Annotated in this window: 19 protein-coding genes and 1 pseudogene; 17 read left to right on the forward strand and 3 right to left on the reverse strand. The window is 58.2% G+C overall.

Annotated features, from left to right (window positions below; genetic code table 11):
• Positions 1-94: 94 nt before the first annotated feature.
• On the forward strand, positions 95-730 hold the full coding sequence (locus AC0J41_RS09085; RefSeq protein ID WP_025109026.1) for a lytic polysaccharide monooxygenase auxiliary activity family 9 protein: 636 nt from the start codon (positions 95-97) through the stop codon (positions 728-730).
• Positions 731-773: 43 nt separating this feature from the next.
• A pseudogene (locus tag AC0J41_RS09090) lies at positions 774-1,775 on the forward strand (chitinase); the annotation flags it as partial.
• A 153-nt stretch (positions 1,776-1,928) separates the two neighbouring features.
• Here the strand turns inward: AC0J41_RS09090 and pdxR are convergent.
• On the reverse strand, positions 1,929-3,368 hold the full coding sequence (gene pdxR, locus AC0J41_RS09095) for a MocR-like pyridoxine biosynthesis transcription factor PdxR (RefSeq protein ID WP_473015245.1): 1,440 nt from the start codon (positions 3,366-3,368) through the stop codon (positions 1,929-1,931).
• Positions 3,369-3,556: 188 nt separating this feature from the next.
• Between pdxR and AC0J41_RS09100 the strand changes: the two genes are divergently transcribed.
• The 11 genes from AC0J41_RS09100 (at position 3,557) to AC0J41_RS09150 (ending at position 14,766) form a co-directional block, all read left to right on the forward strand.
• Positions 3,557-5,098 (forward strand): FAD/NAD(P)-binding protein, encoded by a 1,542-nt coding sequence (locus tag AC0J41_RS09100; protein WP_081794839.1) that lies wholly within the window; start codon positions 3,557-3,559, stop codon positions 5,096-5,098.
• On the forward strand, positions 5,095-6,306 hold the full coding sequence (locus tag AC0J41_RS09105; protein ID WP_473015246.1) for an MFS transporter: 1,212 nt from the start codon (positions 5,095-5,097) through the stop codon (positions 6,304-6,306). Before AC0J41_RS09100 ends, AC0J41_RS09105 begins: the two co-directional genes overlap by 4 nt.
• Positions 6,307-6,354: 48 nt before the next feature.
• Positions 6,355-7,623: a pyridoxal phosphate-dependent aminotransferase gene (locus AC0J41_RS09110; RefSeq protein WP_473015247.1), complete on the forward strand. Its 1,269-nt coding sequence runs from the start codon at positions 6,355-6,357 to the stop codon at positions 7,621-7,623.
• 147 nt (positions 7,624-7,770) lie between these two features.
• Positions 7,771-8,535, forward strand: coding sequence for a YqcI/YcgG family protein (locus AC0J41_RS09115; protein WP_473015248.1), 765 nt, complete (start codon positions 7,771-7,773; stop codon positions 8,533-8,535).
• Positions 8,535-9,374, forward strand: coding sequence for an arginase family protein (locus AC0J41_RS09120; RefSeq protein ID WP_473015249.1), 840 nt, complete (start codon positions 8,535-8,537; stop codon positions 9,372-9,374). The genes AC0J41_RS09115 and AC0J41_RS09120 overlap by 1 nt, the downstream gene beginning before the upstream one ends.
• The gene (dapF, locus tag AC0J41_RS09125) at positions 9,367-10,227 is read left to right on the forward strand and encodes a diaminopimelate epimerase (protein ID WP_473015250.1); all 861 of its coding nucleotides are present in this window, start codon (positions 9,367-9,369) and stop codon (positions 10,225-10,227) included. Before AC0J41_RS09120 ends, dapF begins: the two co-directional genes overlap by 8 nt.
• Positions 10,214-11,176, forward strand: a complete 963-nt coding sequence (gene cysK / locus AC0J41_RS09130) for a cysteine synthase A (RefSeq protein ID WP_025109035.1) — start codon at positions 10,214-10,216, stop codon at positions 11,174-11,176. The genes dapF and cysK overlap by 14 nt, the downstream gene beginning before the upstream one ends.
• A gap of 47 nt (positions 11,177-11,223) precedes the next feature.
• The gene (gene metX, locus AC0J41_RS09135) at positions 11,224-12,378 is read left to right on the forward strand and encodes a homoserine O-acetyltransferase MetX (protein WP_473015251.1); all 1,155 of its coding nucleotides are present in this window, start codon (positions 11,224-11,226) and stop codon (positions 12,376-12,378) included.
• On the forward strand, positions 12,365-13,108 hold the full coding sequence (locus AC0J41_RS09140) for an SDR family oxidoreductase (protein WP_473015252.1): 744 nt from the start codon (positions 12,365-12,367) through the stop codon (positions 13,106-13,108). Before metX ends, AC0J41_RS09140 begins: the two co-directional genes overlap by 14 nt.
• A 46-nt stretch (positions 13,109-13,154) precedes the next feature.
• On the forward strand, positions 13,155-14,069 hold the full coding sequence (locus AC0J41_RS09145; protein WP_473015253.1) for an ATP-grasp domain-containing protein: 915 nt from the start codon (positions 13,155-13,157) through the stop codon (positions 14,067-14,069).
• Between the two features lie 106 nt (positions 14,070-14,175).
• Positions 14,176-14,766 (forward strand): NUDIX domain-containing protein, encoded by a 591-nt coding sequence (locus tag AC0J41_RS09150; protein ID WP_473015254.1) that lies wholly within the window; start codon positions 14,176-14,178, stop codon positions 14,764-14,766.
• Between the two features lies 1 nt (position 14,767).
• Here the strand turns inward: AC0J41_RS09150 and AC0J41_RS09155 are convergent, their stop codons facing one another.
• Entirely contained in the window at positions 14,768-15,283 is a 516-nt protein-coding gene (locus AC0J41_RS09155) for a methylated-DNA--[protein]-cysteine S-methyltransferase (RefSeq protein ID WP_473015979.1), read from the reverse strand.
• A 151-nt stretch (positions 15,284-15,434) separates the two neighbouring features.
• Between AC0J41_RS09155 and ggt the strand changes: the two genes are divergently transcribed.
• The 3 genes from ggt (at position 15,435) to AC0J41_RS09170 (ending at position 19,453) form a co-directional block, all read left to right on the forward strand.
• Positions 15,435-17,162, forward strand: coding sequence for a gamma-glutamyltransferase (ggt, locus tag AC0J41_RS09160; RefSeq protein ID WP_473015255.1), 1,728 nt, complete (start codon positions 15,435-15,437; stop codon positions 17,160-17,162).
• Between the two features lie 68 nt (positions 17,163-17,230).
• Complete coding sequence (locus AC0J41_RS09165; RefSeq protein WP_473015256.1) at positions 17,231-17,764, forward strand: cysteine hydrolase family protein; 534 nt, start codon at positions 17,231-17,233, stop codon at positions 17,762-17,764.
• Positions 17,765-18,433: 669 nt separating this feature from the next.
• The gene (locus AC0J41_RS09170) at positions 18,434-19,453 is read left to right on the forward strand and encodes a lysozyme inhibitor LprI family protein (RefSeq protein ID WP_473015257.1); all 1,020 of its coding nucleotides are present in this window, start codon (positions 18,434-18,436) and stop codon (positions 19,451-19,453) included.
• Positions 19,454-19,514: 61 nt separating this feature from the next.
• On the opposite strand, the gene AC0J41_RS09175 is transcribed toward AC0J41_RS09170, so the two are convergent.
• The gene (locus AC0J41_RS09175; protein WP_025109044.1) at positions 19,515-20,156 is read right to left on the reverse strand and encodes a TetR/AcrR family transcriptional regulator; all 642 of its coding nucleotides are present in this window, start codon (positions 20,154-20,156) and stop codon (positions 19,515-19,517) included.
• Positions 20,157-20,297: 141 nt separating this feature from the next.
• Between AC0J41_RS09175 and AC0J41_RS09180 the strand changes: the two genes are divergently transcribed.
• Complete coding sequence (locus AC0J41_RS09180) at positions 20,298-20,756, forward strand: GNAT family N-acetyltransferase (RefSeq protein ID WP_473015258.1); 459 nt, start codon at positions 20,298-20,300, stop codon at positions 20,754-20,756.
• Positions 20,757-20,835 lie beyond the last annotated feature (79 nt).

The following is a 20,835-nucleotide window of genomic DNA, read 5'->3' on the forward strand; positions in this document are numbered from 1 at the left end:
GTGACAAAACCGCCGATGGACAAAAAATCCACCTCCGTTAGCTTGAAGGCCTCTCCTCGGGAAGGAGAGTTCTTAAATCAACGGAGTGAACAACATGAATCAAGCAAATCCTGAAACCCAACTGCGACACGGTCGCGTCACCTCCCCAGCCAGCCGTGGCTCGGTCGCCATCGACCTTGGTCTGCTGGCCGGCTGGCAAGTCAACGAAATGGAAGGCGGCAAGAACTTCCCGGCATTGGCGGCCGGGCCGTTCCCGGCGCCGTATGGCTCCGACAGTGACAGCGTCACGCCGCCGGCCGATGGCTACGTCCTCAGTGGCGGCAAGGCCGATGCCCGTGATTGCGTGAACTTCACCAGCGCCGAAATGAGCAAGAAGCTCAATCGCCCATTCGAGTGGCCGCTGCTCAACGTCACCCCGGGCCAGACTCTCAAGGTCAACTGGGTGTACACCGCGCCGCACACCACCCGTGGTTATCGCTGGCTGATCACCAAGGATGGCTGGGATCCGCAGCAGCGCATCAGCCGTGCGCAACTGGAAGCACAGCCGTTCTTCGAGGATTTCTACACCCAAGTGCCGTACTACAGTCATGCGGGTGAGATGAAGGCCAAGGTCGATCACGAAGTGAAACTGCCGGCCAACAAGAAGGGGCATCACGTCATCGTGCTGATGTGGATCGTCGCCAACACGGGCAACGCGTTCTATCAGGCGTTCGACGTCGACTTCAAATAACGGCGCAACGTCGTCAAATTCACAGGTTCTGAAGGATTAGAACATGTCAAAAATCGACTTTTCATTGATGCAAAACGCGGCGGGTGATGCTGCTTCGTTAATGCCGAGCATCGCCGGCAAGAAGATCCTCATGGGCTTCTGGCACAACTGGCCGGCCGGTCCGAGTGACGGCTACCGTCAGGGCCGGTTCGCCGAAATGCCTCTGGAGGCAGTGCCCAAGGAGTACAACGTGGTCGCGGTGGCGTTCATGAAGGGCAGCGGAATTCCGACCTTCAAGCCATACAACGTCTCCGATGCCGAGTTTCGTCGTCAGGTCGGCGTGCTCAACAGTCAGGGGCGGGCGGTACTGATCTCCCTGGGTGGCGCCGATGCGCACATCGAACTGCGTGCCGGACAAGAACAGCCGCTGGCCAATGAAATCATCCGCCTGGTGGAAACCTATGGCTTCGATGGACTGGACATCGATCTTGAACAGAGCGCGATTGATTTCGCTGCCAACAAGACCGTGCTCCCGGCCGCACTGAAACTGGTCAAGGATCACTACGCAGGCCAGGGCAAGCACTTCATCATCAGCATGGCCCCGGAGTTTCCGTACCTGACCACCAATGGCAAGTACGTCGGTTACCTGCAGGCGCTCGAAGGCTACTACGACTTCATCGCCCCGCAGTTCTATAACCAGGGCGGCGACGGGGTCTGGGTGCCGGAAGCCAACAACGGCAACGGTGCGTGGATCGCGCAGAACAACGACGCGCTGAAAGAGGACTTCCTCTATTACCTGACCGAAAGTCTGGTGACCGGTACCCGTGGCTTCACCAAAATCCCGGCAGACAAATTCGTTATCGGCCTGCCGGCCAACGTTGACGCCGCCGCTACCGGTTATGTGATCGACAGCACCGCAGTGGGCAATGCGCTCAAGCGCCTGGCGATCAAAGGTCTGCCGATCAAGGGGCTGATGACCTGGTCGGTGAACTGGGACAACGGCGCCAGCAAGGACCGCGTGCCGTACAACTGGGAATTCAGTCGGCGTTATGGACCGCTGATTCACGGAGCCCGCACAGCGGCGCAGGAGACGGATGACGCGTTGTCGCGCCTCGCCCGTTAAACGCAAATAAAGAAGCCCGGTAGCGCTGCCGGGCTTTTTTGTGCAGCCAGAGTGCTGAAGGGGCTGAGGTGAATGGCCATCGGGCGGGTCGTTTATTCAAGCGTGGTGTTCGGCGCCTTGAGTGAATGAGTTGATAAGATCCAGCAGGCAGGCAGCAGCATGGTTTATCTGCTCATCAGTGAGGGCTGCGTAGCCAATCAATACGCCCGGTTTGACCGTGTGGCTGCTGGTAAACGCCGAGACGGGTTGCAGGCAGAGGTTGAAGAGGGTCGCGCGTGCGCAGAACTCTTCTTCATCAATGCCGGCCGGGAGTGACAGCACAAAGTGCAGCCCGGATTGCTCGCCGGAAATTTCCAGATCAGGGTTTTCTCGCAGTTTGGCGATCAACAAATCTCTTCGATGCTGATACGTCTGCCGGGAAATCCGCAGGTGTCGGACATATTTTCCGGTGCAAAGAAACTGGTTGAGCGCGAGCTGGCCGAGTATGCCTGGGGTCTGCCCGGTGTCTTCGATAAGGTTGATTATTTTCTTCTGCAAGTGCCTGGGAATAACCATGAAGCCCAGGCGAAAGTTGCTGAACAGGGTTTTATTGAAGCTGCCGCAGAAAATAACCCGGTCATGTTTATCTATCGATTTGATGGCGGGAAGGGGAGCACTGCCATAGTTGTACTCGCTGTCATAGTCGTCTTCGATAATGATCGCATTCATTTCTTTCGCCGAGGCCAGTAGTGCCTGGCGTCTTTCCATGCTCATGCAAACGCCCAACGGGGCCTGATGTGAAGGCGTTACATAAACAGCGTGGACTTGCTTGATTCGAGACAACGCTTCAACGATCAAACCCGCATTGTCGACTGGAATATCGATGATGGTGTTGGCGGAACAATTGAATATTCGCCTTGCCCAGTAATAACCAGGATCTTCCATTGCAACTACTGCATCTTTTCCCAGTACCCGACTGATCAAGTCAAGGCAGTGCCTGATGCCGTGAGTGATCACGATGTCCTGAGGCGAACAATCAATGCCCCGATAGATCTGGATATGATCACAAATAGACTTGCGCAAGTTTTCATCGCCTCCCAGCGACGAAGCCGATACTGCGGTGGCGAGGTCTTTGGCCGAAGGTGTGCAGAGCGATTTCACATCTTTCTCTTCAAGCAAACCGGGATCGGCCAGCCTGGAAATAAACGGTACATAAGGCTGTAAATAGGTGATTGGCGCAGATGTTTCAGATGACCGGTCGGTATTAGGCCTGACTTGCAGTTCTGAGGTTTTGGCTGCCGCGAGCAGATTGTCCGGCAATGTCGCGCAGACAATCGAACCGGCACCTCGTTTGCGAAGGATGAAACCTTCTTCGCGTAATTGATCGAAAACCGTCTCCAGAGTACCTCGGGAAACGCCCCATCTTTGCGAGAGCGTGCGGGTGGAGGGCAGTGCTTCGCCGGGCGCAAGCCGCCGCGAGCTGATGAGGTGTTCAAGGAAACGATACAAAAGCTGGTGTTTGGTGGACAGCGAATGTGAGGTCAATTCGAACGGCAAGACTAGATCGAGGCCAATTGGCCGCTTACCTCTGGTCATAGTGGTACACACCAAAATCCATTTAATGGATCTTCATCTTATCGCGGCATACAAATACGCTCAACGCCGCTCAAGCTAACGCGTTGAGAGGCGACGCGCGAGTCATTGGGGTCAAGAAAAACTGGATTGGTATAGGGATATCGTCGGCAATGACTGCTTTTGAAAAACTGTCAACACTCAATAAGACTAATCATCGCGAGCCGCAACTAAAGATTGCGATAGTCGGTGGTGGAGCAACAGCGATTAGTGTAATTGATGCGTTGCAGCGAGACGCAAAGCTGAACAATATGGATGTTGCAATTACCCTCTATGAACCCGACAAGAAAATCGGGCCTGGTCGCGCCTATCAAAACGATGGTGATTATGGCTTGATCAATCGTCAGGCCAGATTCATGTCCGTTAAAAGTGATGACCCCAAGCACTTTGTCGGATGGGTCACCCATAAATATGGCAGCGCGCTGGCGCAGCATGATTTTCTGCCACGCCATTATTTCGGTGAGTACCTGTCCGATTGTTTTGCCGAGCAAGTTGCTCTGGCACGAGAACTGAAACGTCCGATTCGCGTTATCGGGCAAAAGGTCACCAGTTTGTCGATGCATGATGATAAAGCGGTCGTGGGCATCGAAAACGGGCCGCAGCAGGTGTTTGACCGTGTGATTCTGTGTATCGGTACAGCGGAGCCGGCGGATATCTTCTCGTTGGCCTGTTCCCAGAACTACATTGGCAACCCTTATCCGATGTGGACAAAGTTTTCCGCCATTGGTGTTGAAGACCAGGTGTCGATCATCGGTTCCAGTCTGTCCGCAGTCGATGCCGTCCTGGCTCTGAACGCCCAGGGGCATCGAGGGAAGATCGTCATGTTGTCGCGCAATGCATTGCTGCCGGCGGTCCGCATGCCGCATCACGACTTCTCCTACAAGGTCATCACCCGAGATCGAATCGAAGAACTTCGCGATGACGAAGGGCTGATTTCCTGGTCGAAGTGGCTTGGCCTGATCACCTTCGAAATGACGGCGCAAGGCGTCGATCTGGAAAAACTCAAGGCCGAACTGGCACCCGGCCAACTGCCGTTCGAGCGGCTTGAGCGCCATCTGCAAGCCTCGACCAATGGCGACAAGTGGTTGTCCATCCTGATCGATATCGCCAACGATTACGTTGAGCTGGCCTGGGACAGTCTGAGTGCCGCTGACCGCCGCTTTTACATGGCCAACTATCACTCGATCTTCATGAGCCTGTGCAATCCGATGCCACCGGCCACAGCCAACAAGTTGCGCAACATGCTCGAAGCCGGGCAACTGGTTATTCGTCCGGGCCTGAAAGAAGTGGAGCTGTGCCCTGATGGCGGTTTCGTTCTGAATTACCAGGCAGGGGCCTGTCATTCGGACTGGGTCATCAACGCCACGCGATCTGAAACAGGTGGAGTAGGCCAGGCCGGGACCGAGCTGGTGTCGTCGATGGTCAACAATGGCGTTGCTCAACACCACCCGTTTGGCGGCCTGCATGTGTCTTTCGGTTCGCACAAGGTGATCGACCGCAGCGGCAAGGCCAGCGATGTCATTTATGCCCTGGGACAACTGGCGGCAGGCAACCACTACTACACCAGCTCGTTGGCGATGATCACGCGTCAGATTGACCGGGTTCTGCCGCACTTGTTGACGAGTGATCAATACCTCAAGGAGCTTTCTGCGTGAAATCCAGCAGTCCCGGAATCCTGTTGCCTGCCGCACTGTTGGCAGCTGTAATTGTGCCGCAGCTTGGGCTCGGCCTGATGACTCCCACCGTTGCAAAACTGGCCGAGGAGTTTCGAGTTCCCCAAGAAGCCATTCAGGAAACATTCGTTGTTTACATGGTCGGGTATGCGTTGTCCGTGGTATTGGCAGGAATTCTTGCCGATCGTATCGGCCCCCGCCGCGTACAACTTTCGGGGTTGCTGATTTGCGCTGCCGGTTGCGTGCTTGCCGCGTTCTCGGATTCTTTCTACCTGTTTGCGATCGCGCGTTTCATGCAGGCCCTGGGCGGCTGTGTGGGGACGGTAACCACGCGGCTGATTGTGAAATCGAACTACCCGGAAAGCGGGCGGCTTCGAATACTCACGACCCTGGCCTCGGCCATCGCCCTCACACCGTGTATCGCACCGTTGTTAGGCGGCTTGTTACTGCCGACGATGGGATGGCGCTGGATGATGGGCGGCGTGGCGGTCTTCAATCTTGGCGCGTTGCTGCTCTTCTGGCGCGTCGAGACATCCCCGGGCGCGAGCGATTCGACGGGACGGAGCATCATTGCCGTCTACGCCGATAACTTCAAAAACACCGATTATCTGATTTATGCAGCGGGCATCAGTCTGGTTTGGATGAGTTACTTCGTCTTTTTGTCGTGTTCGACTTACGCGCTGCAGACCGAACTGGGAATGTCCAGCATCGGCTACGGTGCGGTGATCTCCCTGTGTGCGGTCGGTTATGTCGTTGGCAGTACGCTGGCGCGCGCATTGAGTACCCGGTGGGCGTTGAACGAAATCCTGTTGCTGGGGAGCCGGGTGGGCATGGTCGGTTGTATTTTGCTGGCCATTTTGTTGTCGGTGTTTGGCAGTGTGTTGCCAGCGCTGCTGCTTCCGATGGTGTTCATTCTGTTGTCGGTCGGCATGGTGATTCCTGCGACTCAGGCTGGGCTGTTGAAGAGTGTCAGCCGCGATATCGGTATTTCCTCGGGACAGTTTTTCTTTTTCCAGATGGCGGCCGGCGCGGGTTACGGGTTGTTCGTCAGTTCGTTTCCTGAACTGGGTGTTCGTGCCTTGGCACTGTTTATCGCAATTCCCATCGTCGTGCTGTTTGTCTTCCTGAATATGTCGCGGGCGCTGTCGAAGTCTGCGCCCAAGGAATTGAAAGCAGTCTCTCGGACCTGATGATTGTTGTTGCCGCGGTCCTGATAAAAACAACAAGGAAGTTTGATCGTGCAGTATCTGAAATCGCTGAAACTGAACAGTGTGTGTTATGACATTCGTGGCCTGGCACTCGAGCAGGCCAAAAAGATGGAGGAGGATGGCCAGCGCATTCTCAAGTTGAACATTGGCAATCCGGCCCCCTTTGGTTTCGAGGCACCCGACGAAATTCTCCAGGACGTGATCCGCAATCTGCCGACAGCGCAAGGCTACAGCGACTCAAAAGGCTTGTTCAGCGCGCGCAAGGCGGTCATGCAGTACTGCCAGCAGAAGCAGATCGAGGGTGTCGGCATCGACGACATCTATCTGGGTAATGGCGTCTCCGAACTGATTGTCATGTCGCTGCAGGCGTTGCTCAACAACCGGGATGAAGTCCTGGTGCCTGCACCGGATTATCCGTTATGGACCGCCGCGGTCAGTCTTGCCGGTGGCAACGCGGTGCACTACAGGTGCGACGAGCAGCAGGACTGGTGGCCAGACCTTGACGACATCCGCGCGAAAATCACCTCCAATACCCGCGCGCTGGTCATCATCAACCCCAACAATCCCACGGGCGCGGTGTACCCCAGAGAAGTACTGCTGGGGATGCTGGAGATTGCGCGCCAGCACAACCTGGTGGTGTTCTCCGATGAGATCTACGACAAGATTCTCTACGACGAGGCCGTGCACATCAGCACCGCCTCGCTTGCGCCGGACCTGCTGTGCCTGACCTTCAATGGTTTGTCCAAATCTTACCGGGTGGCCGGCTTTCGCTCTGGCTGGTTGATCATTTCGGGGCCTAAACACAACGCGGCCGGCTACATCGAAGGGATCGACATGCTGGCGAACATGCGCTTGTGCGCCAACGTGCCGGCACAGCACGCGATCCAGACCGCGCTGGGTGGCTACCAGAGCATCAATGACCTGGTGTTGCCCCAAGGCCGCCTGCTCGAACAGCGCAACCGGGTACATGCATTGCTCAACGATATTCCCGGCGTCAGTTGCGTCAAGCCGATGGGCGCGCTGTACGCGTTCCCGAAAATCGATCCCAAGGTCTGCCCGATCATGGATGACGAGACGTTTGTCCTTGAGCTGCTGATGTCGGAACGCTTGCTGGTCGTTCAAGGCACCGCGTTCAACTGGCCCGAGCCGGACCATTTCCGTGTGGTGACGCTGGCAGCTGTTCCGGATCTGGAGGATGCCGTGGCGCGGATTCATCGATTCATCAGCCGTAAGTCGGTCAAAAACCTGAGTACTCGCCGTGCGTTGAATAGCGCCCGGGATCTGTGGCCAGTGTTCTGATTCAAACAGCAATCAAGTAATCAAGTTGTCGGTGCCAGACGCAAGTTTGTGGCAGGCGTGTCAGCGGCGCGCGTCAGGCTGGATGCCACGCTCGGCCATCTTTCCAGGTTGTGCAGCATAAAGGGAATTAGTATGCGGAACTTTGATATGCAAGTTTCTTATCGAGTCATGCTCTCTCAGGATGATGTAAAACATCGCGGGGCCGATTGGGAGAAAGATGCCTTGGGCGAGTTGGCAGAGCGACTTGAGGCAGGCTCTGATTTTCCCTGCATCTTTTCGAAAAACGCGTTCAAGAAGTCGGCGATCAAGTTTGTGTTTGTCGAAACGCTGGATGCAACAGGCCTGGCAAAACTGGCCGAAGGTTTGAAAGAGTATGTAACGCTTTCCAGAACCTGGAGCGGTTCAATCGAAGACGCTTATCCGCTCATCGTGTTTTTCGCAACTGGTGCCATTAGCGCCGATACCGCCCAGGCCTATCACTCGGCCGGGTGGGGCGTGCTGCAGAGCCTGCATTGGCTGGACGAAAGTCCCTGGCCGGAAAGTGTCGATGTCGATCCGGAGTCTCCGTTCTGGTCGATGTGCTTCGCTGGCATGCAACTGTTTGTGAATATGAGTTCTCCGGCACATCAACAACGCAAGAGCAGAAACCTGGGGTCAAGATTTGCGCTGGTGATTAATCCGCGTGAACGCTTTGATGTGTTTGCCGGCGATACCGTGGGTGGACGTAATGTTCGGGCGAATATACGTAAACGCATTCTTAAATATGATTCGGCGCCCCACGCTTTGCAATTAGGCGGTTTTGGATCTGGCGCCAAAGAGTGGTGGCAATACGGTTTGATTGAAGAAAATGCAGAGCGCACGGATGTTTGTCCATTCAAACATTCCAGCCATAAAAATAAAGAGGAAGCCTGATGTTCAAGTTGATTGTATCCAACGGCAGGGTAGCGGACCGAACTGCCTTTACACGCATCGGTGCATTGAAAGCCGCTTCGGCACTCGAAGAAAAGTACGCGGTAGCGCCGCTGTATGTCGGTAACGCAAAGTGCGAACCGGCAGCCGATGACTGGACGGTCAGTCTGCCAGCCGGGCGTGAACAGATTGATTCACTGCACCGCGCCGTGGCCTGCGCGCTGGAGCAAGAGCAGCTCACTGTGGTCATCAACGGAACCTGCCCGGCCAGTCTGGGCAGCATCCCTGCCGCAGCCCGGCAATACCCTGACCTGTGCCTGTTGTGGGTTGATGCCCACGGCGATTTCAATATCCCGGCGACGACCGACACGGGCTACCTTGGCGGGATGGTGGTGTCTGCGCTGTGCGGTCTCTGGGACAGCGGCTGCGGCGCGGGCATACGCTCGGAGAACGTGGTGCTTTTGGGCGCTCGCGACATCGACGCGCAAGAGCGCCAACTGTTGAGCGCCCATAACGTGCGCACGATTGCACCGCAGGACGCCACTGCCGAGAACGTGCGCCGCGCCATCGGACAATCGAAAGTCTGGGTGCACATCGATTGGGACTCCCTTGAGCCGGGTTATGTGCCAGCCGACTACGCGGTGCCCGGCGGCCTGCTGCCGCAACAACTCAGCTCGATTCTGGGAGCAATTCCGCTCGAGCAGATCGTGGGCCTGGAAATCGCCGAGTTCAATGCCTCCTGCGATGCCGCCACGGCCCAGCGTGCGACGAACTACATCATCGATATCGTCGACCCGATCCTGTCCAAGGCGCACCTTGAAGCGAGCGTGTGTCATGCATAAACACACCGCCGATACTGGGCGGCTGCGTTTCAGCAAAATGCACGGCGCGGGCAATGACATGATCATTCTGGATCTGCGCAATGCACAGGATCCGTCGCGCGAGCTGTGCAAGTACCTGGCGAATCGCAATAAAGGAATCGGTGGCGATATGGTCCTGGGCGTCAAGGCGCCGCGCAATCCGTTGTCTGTCGCCTCGTTCGATATCTGGACTGCACAGGGCGAGTCGTCCCGGCAATGCGGCAATGGCGCGCGATGTGTGGCGGCATGGCTGGTACGTGCAGGCGTGACTGACGCGTGCGAGTTCACCCTCGACAGTCCTTCCGGGACCCATCGGGTCCGGGTCATGGAGGGTGGCAATTATCAGATCAGCATGGGCGCGCCGAACTTCTCGCCCGCTGCAATACCGGTCTTCGGCTTCACTGAGCCGCAGGCGGATTATGAGGTCGAAGTCGCCGGGCAGAACCTTGTGTGTGCCGCCGTATCGATGGGCAATCCCCACGCGGTGATCGATGCCCAGGACAAGGATTACCCAATCCCGGCTGTCGGCAGCGCCCTGCAAAACTCCGGGTATTTCTCTCCAGACGTCAACGTCGGGTTTGTACAGCTGGAGTCGCGAAACAAGATAAAACTCAAGGTTTACGAATACGGCGCCGGCGAAACCCTGGCTTGCGGCAGCGGCGCGTGCGCGGCTGTCGCGGTGTTGGCGCGTGCCGGACGGGTCGACCGTTCGGTCGATGTCGAACTGCCCGGCGGAACCCTTGGAGTGACATGGGAGAGTGATTTGTCCGCGATGTATCTCTCCGGCCCTGCTGAATTCGTATTTGATGGAGAACTCGCTCATGCCGTTGTATGAAAGCATTCTGGACACGATCGGCCGTACGCCAATCGTCAAGTTGCAAAGACTCGCCCCGGAACACGTCACCGTCTATGCCAAGGTTGAGTCGTTCAATCCCGGTGGTTCGGTCAAGGACCGGTTGGCACTGGCCGTGGTCCTCGATGCCGAGGCCAAGGGGCTGCTCAAGCCTGGCGATACGATCGCCGAATGCACCTCCGGTAATGTCGGGATTGCGCTGGCGATGGTGGCAGCGGCACGTGGCTACAACTTTGTGGCGGTGATGTCCGACAGCTATTCCATGGAGCGGCGCAAACTGATTCGCGCCTATGGGGGCAAGGTCCTGCTGTTCCCTGCCCACCTGGGCAGCAGCGGCGGCAACCAGTTGGCCGATGAGCTGGCGCAGAAATTCGGCTGGTTCAGGTCCCGGCAGTTCGATAACCCGGCCAACCCTTCCTATCACCGCGAAACCACCGCTGCGGAAATACTCGGCGATTTTGCCGGTAAACGGCTGGATTACTTCGTCACCGGTTTCGGCACCAGCGGCACGCTGACCGGCGTCGGCCAGATGCTGAGACTCGCCCGGCCGGCGGTGCAGATCGTGGCAGCGGAGCCGGAAAACGCCGCGCTGCTGTCGGGCGGTACCTGGGGCGTGCATCAGATCCAGGGGCTGGCGCCCAACTTCACGCCGACCATCATGGACAAGACGGTCATCGATACCGTCCTGACCGTGAATGAGTATGAAGCGCGCGATACGTCTCAACGGCTGGCCAGGGAAGAGGGCATTTTTGTCGGTATTTCTTCCGGGGCCTCGGTTGCCGCAGCGCTGAAAATTGCCGAGACCGCGCCGGCAGGTTCGGTGCTGCTGGCCATGCTTCCGGACACCGGTGAGCGTTATCTCTCGACCTTCCTGATGGACGGCATCGCCGAAGGTTCCGACGATGACTGGCTGCAATCGCTCGATCAGTAACAGGGAACGGTTACTTCGCAGAGCACCTGTTCTAAGGGATTGGCATCATGGTGGAAACTCTTCCGGCAGCAGCAGATTACATAGCGTTCACGCGCCCGTTTCCAATGCACCGTGGTGGTGTACTGGAAGATCTCAGGCTAACGTATGAGACGTTCGGGCAACTGAATGAACGTCGCGACAACGTCGTTCTGATCCTCCCCGGCATGTCGGCCAACAGCCATGTCTGCAGTGTCGCCCGCGATCCTGAGAGCGGGTGGTGGGAAGACTTTGCCGGCCCGGCCAAGCCGATAGATACAGACCGCTGGTTCGTGATCTGTTTCAACTACCTGGGCGGTTGCAAGGGAACGACCGGGCCGATGTCCATCGACCCGAGGAGCGGCAGACCTTACCGGTCGCGTTTTCCCGAGCTGGCCATCGAAGACATCGCTGACACGATCGTCATGGCCATGAAGGCGTTGGACATGGATGAAGTGGCCTGCCTGATCGGTACCTCGATGGGCGGCATGTGCGCGCTGGCCCTGTTGACCCGGCATCCGGGGTTTGTCCGGCATCACATCAACCTCTGCGGCGCCGCCAGTTCGCTTCCGGTGTCCACGGCCTTGCGGTCATTGCAGCGGGAAGCCATTCGCAGTGACCCGCTCTGGGCCGGTGGCGAGTACTCGCCGGATGCGCGGCCGATTCACGGGATGACGCTCGCCCGCAAGATGGGCCTGCTGAGTTATCGCTCCGGCGCGGAGTTGAATCGCCGATTTGCCCGCCCGGATGAGTCGGCAGGGAAATCAGCGGGCACGGCTCACGACTTCGAAGTTGAGGATTATCTGCAAGCCAATGCCTGTCGATTCGCCCGGGACTTCGATCCCAACAGTTATTTGCAACTGAGCCGCGCGATCGACCTTTATGCCTGCCTGAAAAGCCCCCGGGGCGGTTTTCAGACTGTAGGCCTTGAGCAGGTTCTGGTGGTGGGGGTCGAGAGCGACACGTTGTTTCCTGTTGCCCAACAGCAATACATCGCCCAAGGACTCGGACAGGATGGCGCGCAGGTGACCTTTGTCCGGCTGGATTGCCGTGACGGGCACGATGCCTTTCTGACCGATCTGCAAGCGTTCGGGCCACTGCTGGAAAATTTCATGAATCGTATTGGCTCCGTCCTTCCTGCGGGCAGGGCGGAGCGTCGCCTGGAGTTGCACGATGAACGATTTTGACAAGGTTGCATTGGTGACCGGCGCCAACCGTGGCATCGGTTTCGAGGTGGCACGCCAACTGGCCGGTGAGGGGGTGACGGTCGTGCTCAGCGGCAGGGATTATCAGGCTGTCGCGCAGGCCTGCGATACGCTGGTCGGCATGGGTCTGAAGGCCTTTCCGTGCCTGCTGGATGTCACGGATGAAGACAGCATCGCCTCGGCGGCCAAACTGCTGGAGGCGCGGTTCGGTCGGCTCGACATCCTGATCAATAACGCCGCGATTCGCATCGAATCCTACGGGTTGAACCCTTCGCAACAGCCACTCGAACAGTGGCGACAGACGTTTGAAACCAACCTGTTCGGCATGGTCGCGGTGACGCAGCACTTATTGCCGTTGATTCACAAATCCCCGGCCGGACGCATCGTCAACGTCTCCAGCCTGCTGGCATCGCTCACCACTCATACCGACGTTGATTCGTACGCCTATTCACCGATGTTCAAATCCTTGCCGGGGTATAGCGCCAGTAAAAGTGGCGTGAATTCGTGGACGGTGCACCTGGCTTACGAACTTCGCGACACGCCGATCAAGGTGAATGCGGTACATCCCGGTTATACCAAAACCGGCATGAATGACGGTGCCGGTGATCTTGAGGTGCAGGAGGGCGCGCGGACCAGTGTCGCGCTGGCAATGATCGGCGCCGATGGCCCCACGGGCACCTACCGGCATCAGGACCGCGTCATCCCCTGGTGAGTCAATGGCGGTTTTTATTCTTGTTGTTCAGTAGAAGGGATTCTTCATGATTAAGCTTGCACTCGTCACAGATAAGCCGAACCTGCACATCGATTACGACATGCCGCCATTGCTCCAGGCTTGCGAGCAACTGTCGATCAAGGCTGATGTGTGCTTCTGGGACGATGAGTCAATCGATTGGGCGGCCTACACCGCCGTGTTGATCCGCTCACCGTGGGATTGCATTGAAAACCTCGACGCGTTTTTTGCCTGGTGCGACAAGGTGCACGCACTGACCTGCCTGTTGAACGTGCCGTCCGTGGCCCGTTGGGGATTGAACAAGTTGTACTTGAAGGACATTGCTGCGCGCGGCGTGCCGATCATTCCCAGCGTGTTCCTGGCGCCTGACGATACTCCCGAAGGATTTCTGGCGGACTTCCTGCGGGCGAACAGCGACAGCCATGAGTTTGTCGTCAAGCCGACCATCGGCTCGTATTCGCGCGGGGTCAAACGGTTTGTCCGCGATGACAGCGCTGCGGCGCTGACGCATATCCGTTCGCTGCAACAGCGTGGTTCGCATGTGATCATCCAGCCGTACATCACCACCATCGACACGTATGGCGAAACGGACCTGACGTTCTTCGATGACACGTTCAGCCATTCCATCCGCAAGGGCGCCATGCTCATGGCGGACGGCACGGTCAACGTTCCGACCCCCGAGTTTCGCCAGCCGCGAGAGGCGGATGCCGAAGAGCAGGCGGTGGCGCTTTCCGCGCTTGTGGCGTCTGCGCAGGTGTTGGGCCTGGAGCTGCCGCTGCTCTATGGCCGGGTCGATGTGATCCGCGATTATGCCGGCCGGCCGATGATCATGGAGATGGAAATATGCGAGCCGTCGCTCAACCTGCCGTTTCGGGCTGACAGTGCGATGAACCTGATCCAGGGCGTGCTCAAGCGCATCGATCGGCATTTGGTTGATCTGTGAAGCCACGTTGACGCCCGTAAACGAGCCCGGCTGCACTGCCGGGCTTTTTTTGTGGGCGCGATTATTCGACTATGGGGGCTTTGCGATGACAGAAGGATCATGCGTCATGTCCGACACAGCCAAGCGGGTCAACATTGTCGACACCCAGGTGTTGTCCCACGACTGGTACCTGTTGAAAAAAATCACCTTTGACTACCTGCGCAACAATGGCGACTGGCAGCGCCAGACCCGTGAGGTCTACGACCGTGGCAACGGTGCAGCGATTCTGCTGTTCAACCGCGACAAGCGCAGCGTGGTGCTGACCCGACAGTTCCGGCTACCGGTATTCGTCAATGGCCACGATGGCTTGTTGATCGAAGTGGCGGCGGGGCTGCTGGAAGGTGCGGCGCCGGAACAGCGGATCCGCGACGAGGCCGAAGAGGAAACCGGCTACCGCGTGCACGAGGTGAAGAAGGTGTTCGAGGCCTACATGAGCCCTGGCTCGGTGACCGAGAAACTGCACTTCTTCATCGCCGAGTACGACGCGAAGTCGAAGGTCAGCGAGGGTGGTGGCCTGGAAGAGGAGACCGAAGAACTGGAAGTGCTGGAATGGGCTTTTGATGACGCGTTGGCGGCGTTCCATCGCGGCGAGATCTGCGACGCCAAGACCATCATGCTGTTGCAGTATGCGGCAATGAATAATCTGTTCAGTGCCTGAGTCAGAACAGATCCCCGGTTGTGCCAATCGCTGACCACTGGCCACCCTCCAGCGTCAGCAAGCGCTCCTTGGCCTCAAGCCCTCCGGCAAATCCGGTCAACTTCCCCGACGCGCCGATCACCCGATGACACGGCGCGACAATGGAAATCGGATTGCGCCCGTTCGCAGCGCCCACCGCTCGCGAGGCGGATGGACTGCCGATCTGTTCGGCGATCTGGCTGTAGGTGCGGGTTTCGCCAAAGGGGATGGTCAGCAGCGCAGCCCAGACCTTCTTCTGAAAATCGGTACCGACGAAATCCAGCTCCAGATCGAAGCAGTCGCGGTTGCCGGCAAAATATTCTTGTAGCTGCCGAGCGGCTTTCTGCAGGAACGGATCGTCCGGCGCTTGCGTCATCGGCCCGAGGCGCACCCGGCCTGGTTTATCGTTTTCCCAGAGGATGGCCGCCAGTCGTGCGCCGTTCGCGACCAGCTTCAATTCGCCGACCGGTGAGGGCAGGGTGATGAACGTGTAAGGCATGGGCAGAACTCCGGTTCGGCACGGCAAGAGCGCCCAGCATACTGCCTGATCGAGGAGGCGCAAATCGCAATAGCGACCATACTGCTTGTTGCTTTTGAAGCGTTCCCGTCTGTCCTGCACAGAATCCAAAAACAATAAAAGAGATCGACTCATGAAGTACGAACCTTTGGCCAAAACGCTGATTGCGACGTCACTGGCACTGAGCTGCCTCATGGCCCACGCTGCGTCGGTGGCACCGGTTGCCGCCGAGAACGGCATGGTGGTCACCGCCCAACACCTGGCCTCCCACGTCGGCGTCGATGTGTTGAAAAACGGTGGCAACGCCGTGGATGCTGCGGTTGCCGTTGGCTATGCGCTGGCGGTGGTCTATCCCGCAGCCGGCAATCTCGGCGGTGGCGGTTTCATGACCATTCAGCTGGCGGACGGGCGCAAGACGTTCCTCGATTTCCGCGAAAAAGCCCCGCTGGCGGCGACCGCCAACATGTACCTGGACAAGGACGGCAACGTCGTCCCGGACCTGAGCACCCGTGGCCATCTCGCCGTGGCAGTGCCAGGCACCGTGTCAGGCATGGAGCTGGCGCTGAGCAAGTACGGCACCAAGCCGCGCAAGGACATGATCGCCCCGGCGATCAAACTGGCTGAAGACGGTTTCGAACTGGAGCAGGGCGACGTCGATCTGCTGGACTACGCCACCGATGTGTTCAAGAAGGACATGCGCGATTCCGGGTCGATCTTCCTGCACAACGGCGAACCGATGCAGGTCGGGCAGAAACTGGTGCAGAAGGATCTGGCGAAAACCCTGCGCACCATTTCTGAAAAAGGCGCCGATGGTTTCTATAAAGGCTGGGTAGCCGACGCCATTGTCACCTCCAGTCAGGCCAACAAGGGCATCATCACCCAGGCCGATCTCGACAAATACAAGACCCGCGAACTGGCCCCGGTGGAGTGCGACTACCGTGGCTACCACGTGGTTTCGGCGCCACCGCCAAGCTCTGGCGGGGTAGTGATCTGCGAGATCATGAACATTCTCGAAGGCTATCCGATGAAGGACCTGGGTTTCCATTCGGCCCAGGGCATGCATTACCAGATCGAGGCGATGCGCCACGCCTATGTGGACCGCAACAGCTATCTGGGCGACCCGGATTTCGTCAAGAACCCGATTGAGCACCTTCTGGACAAGAACTACGCAACCAAACTGCGCAACGCGATCCAGCCGCAGAAGGCCGGGATCTCCGCCGAGTTGAAACCCGGCGTCGCGCCGCATGAAGGCAACAACACCACGCACTATTCGATCGTCGACAAGTGGGGCAACGCGGTGTCGGTGACCTACACCCTCAACGACTGGTTCGGCGCCGGCGTGATGGCGAGCAAGACCGGGGTGATCCTCAACGACGAAATGGACGATTTCACCTCCAAGGTCGGCGTGCCGAACATGTATGGTCTGGTCCAGGGTGAAGCCAACGCCATCGCGCCGGGTAAAACCCCGCTGTCGTCGATGAGCCCGACCATCGTCACCAAGGACGGCAAAGTGGTCATGGTGGTCGGCACGCCGGGTGGCAGCCGGATCATCACCGCTACCTTGCTGACCATGCTCAACGTCATCGACTACGGCATGGGCCTGCAGGAAGCGGTCGACGCACCACGTTTCCACCAGCAATGGATGCCGGAGCAAACCAACCTCGAAGACTTCGCCGCCAGCCCCGACACGAAGAAGATCCTCGAGAGCTGGGGCCACAAGTTTGCGGGGCCGCAGGACGCCAACCATATCGCTGCGATCCTGGTCGGTGCGCCGTCGCTGGACGGTAAGCCGGTGGGCAAAAACCGTTTCTACGGCGCCAACGATCCACGGCGCAATACCGGGTTGTCACTGGGTTACTGACAGGCGTAAAAGAGGGGGGCGGACTCTGGTCCGCCCCCGTCTCAAGGATCGATCAAGGAAGGCCCATCATGTCTAGCGCATTGCTGATCATCGACGTCCAGCAGGTCCTCTGCTCCGGCCAGTACCAGTGCTTCGACATCCACCGCGTCATCGCCACCATCAACCAGCTCAGCACGCGCGCGCGTGAGGCCAGTGTGCCGGTGGTGCTGATTCAGCATGAAGAAAAGGACAGCCCGCTGGCCAACGACGCCGAAGGCTGGCAACTGGCCGAAGGCTTGCTGACTGACACGCAGGACCTGCGTGTACGCAAAACCACCCCGGATTCGTTCTACCAGACCGACCTGGGCAAACTGCTGCCCGGCGAAGACTTCGAACGCCTGATCATTTGCGGCCTGCAAACCGATTACTGCGTCAACGCCACCGTGCGTCAGGCCCATCAACTGGGGTATGACGTGGTGCTCGTCGCGGACGCCCACTCCACCCTCGACAACGGCAACATGAGCGCCGAAGACATCATCGCCGAACACAACAAAGACTTGGCGCACCTGACGGGTGCTACCGGCCGTATCGACGTCAAACCCGCAGCCGATATCGTTTTCTAGAGCCCGCGAATACCCCTGTAATAGCGAGCCTGCTCCGGGCGGCGTTCCGACGAAAGCGGTGTGCCAGTGACGCATGTGTTGGCGGGCACGACGTCTTCGCGAGCAAGCCCGCTCCCACTGGGGATTGTGGGTGGATGAAGGATTTGCGGCTGACCGAGATCAAAAGTGGGAGTGGGCTTGCTCACGAATGCGCCGGCACAGCCAGCATCAATGTCGACTGACCTGACGCCTTCGCGAGCAAGCCCGCTCCCACAATAATGTGTGGTGTTCGCAGGTTTCCCTGTCCGGCATAAGTCCCCTGTGGGAGCGAGCCTGCTCCGGGCGGCGTTCCGACGAAAGCGGTGTGCCAGTGACGCATGTGTTGGCGGACACGACGTCTTCGCGAGCAAGCCCGCTCCCACTGGGGATTGTGGGTGGATGAAGGATTTGCGGCTGACCGAGATCGAAAGTGGGAGTGGGCTTGCTCACGAATGCGCCGGCACAGCCAGCATCAATGTCGACTGACCTGACGCCTTCGCGAGCAAGCCCGCTCCCACAATAATGTGTGGTGTTCGCAGGTTTCCCTGTCCGGCATAAGTCCCCTGTGGGAGCGAGCCTGCTCGCGAAGGTGGCAGCACTGACAACACTTCGCTGGCATAATGCCGCCGCCCCGAAGAATGGAATCTGTCGATGTTGTCTTTGAAACCCCGCCACGCTTTTCTGCTGGCGTCCCTGATGTTCATTCCCGCTGTACACGCCAGCAGTTTCGATTGCGCTAGCGCCACCAGTCCGGCTGAAAAAACCATTTGCTCTGATCCCTATATCTCGAATCTTGATGAGAAACTGGGCTCGCTGTGGCGTGCTACGTTGCCGAACGTTGTGGATTCGAAAGCCTTGAAGGTCGATCAACGAGGCTGGCTGAAGCAACGCAATGAATGTGCTGCGGATGTTGCTTGTTTGCGCCGGCAATACCTGATGCGCCTCAAGGCCCTGGAGTTCATGACAAAACCCTTCAATTGGGATGCGACATGGCAGCTCATTCCATGGGGCGTCTCAGCGGCGGTTGTGGTGAATACCAAGCGTATCGATGCCACTCATATCGCCTTTGATATTTCAGGCGTGGCCGGCGCCAACTCCGGCGACATGGATGGCGTCGCCACCATTGAGGGCAGCGAAGCGCACTATGCCCAAGACGACTGTTCGTTGAAGTTCAGCGCATTCAACGGACTGTTGGACATTGCACAAGATGGTGCAGACCCTACTTGCGGTGGTGGTATGGGGGTCTATTACGGCGGGCGCTACGTGGCGTCGGAACAGTCACTGTCGATTGATTACGACCTGCTCAGTCTGGGGGTGGCGCGGACTGAGCAGGAAAACGAGCTGTTGCACACGCTGCTCAAAGGCGATTATCAGACGTTGTTGCAAAACAGCGGCTCGATGGTGACGGGGGAGGCTTCCAGCGATGTGCCGGATGCTCAGGTCGATGAGTTCTGGTTACGTGGGCTGGCCAATACCAATGCAGGCATCCTGATGCGAGCGCCGGACGCTCGGATATGGCTCGTGTTATTGGTGTTCGATGAGCAGCGTCAATTGCGTGCCCGCTATTACACCAACGTACCGCAATGGAAAAAACGTGTGCCCGAAGCACTGCTTGCCTGGCATAAGCGAATAGCAAACGGTGAGACTTTGCCGCTGGATTTCATGCCCTGATTCTCTGCCGCGAGGGACTGAGCGACACATCGACGGGGCTGCCCTGCAGGCCCCGCTTGGCTCAAGTCGCAAACATCCACCCTCGCGCACTCGCCACCGGCTCCGACACCACCCCCTCCAGCACCATCCGCGTGATCGTATCCGCTGCCGTTTGGTAGTCCTCATCCTGCGGCACCGGGCGCCCGGTGATGCAGCCCATTTGCCAGCCGATGTTGGTGTAGGTGCGGGTTGCCGACCAGATGAACAGCATCAGATGCTCCGGGTCCACCGGTGCCAGCAAGCCGCGCTCGATCCAGCTGCGCAGGCAGTCGACGTTGCGTCGGGCTTCGGCGTGCAGCAGGTCACGGCATTCGTCCGGCAACTGTCGACCGCCGAGCAGCAGTTCACCACTGAACACTTTGGCAATCGCCGGATGCTCGCGGGCGATGCGGATGCGTGCGGCGACATAGGCGCGCAGGCCAATCAGCGGATCGTCGCTTTCGCGCAGCGCTGCCGAGGCTTCCAGCAGCGGTTCGACGAACCCCAGCAGGACTTTGCAATACAGGTTTTCCTTGGTCTGGAAGTAGTAATACAGGTTGGCCTTGGGCACGCCGGCGCGGGCGGCGATGTCGCGTGTCTGGGTCGCGTCGAAGCCGTTGGCGGCAAACTCCTCGCTGGCGGCGGTGAGGATCAGTTGCTCGTTGCGTACGCGGATGGCGCTCATGGGAATACGATGTGAGTGGATGGCATGGGCAGGTTCTGGCGAATTCGGTTTCGCAATATACAAAACTATATAGCGGTGAGGCCAGCTAACTCGTCGGACAGCGCTATGCTGGTTCGATCATTGGAATAACGGGGAGGGGATATGACTATTCAGGTAATGCGCGCGACCACGGCTCAGTTGGAGGCGGTGGCAGAGCTGTTCGACGCTTATCGCGGTTTCTATCAGCAGCCGTCGAATCTGGCGCAATCGCGAGCGTTCATTGCCGAGCGCATGGCCGGCGATGAGTCGGCGATTTTTCTTGCGCAGGATGAAAACGGCGGAGCGCTGGGCTTTGTACAGTTGTATCCGACGTTTTCCTCGATCGATGCCCACCGCACCTGGCTGCTCAGCGACCTGTTCACCGCGCCTGCCGCCCGTGGTCGCGGGGTCGGACGATTGCTGATGAACACGGCCCGCGACTTTGCGCTGCAGACCGGCGCCAAAGGGCTGGTGCTGGAAACCGCTACCGACAACTTCACTGCGCAGGGGTTGTACGAGTCACTGGGTTATGTGCGTGATAGCGGTTATTACACCTATATGCTCGATCTGCGACAGGACTGACTTTTTGTGTAAATTTCCCGATTCAGTCTTTCCTCAAGCGACTGCTCTCTCTAGAATCCGCCCGGCCTCCGCAATGGAG

It is taken from the genome of Pseudomonas sp. Arb-4-2C, from assembly GCF_055755015.1.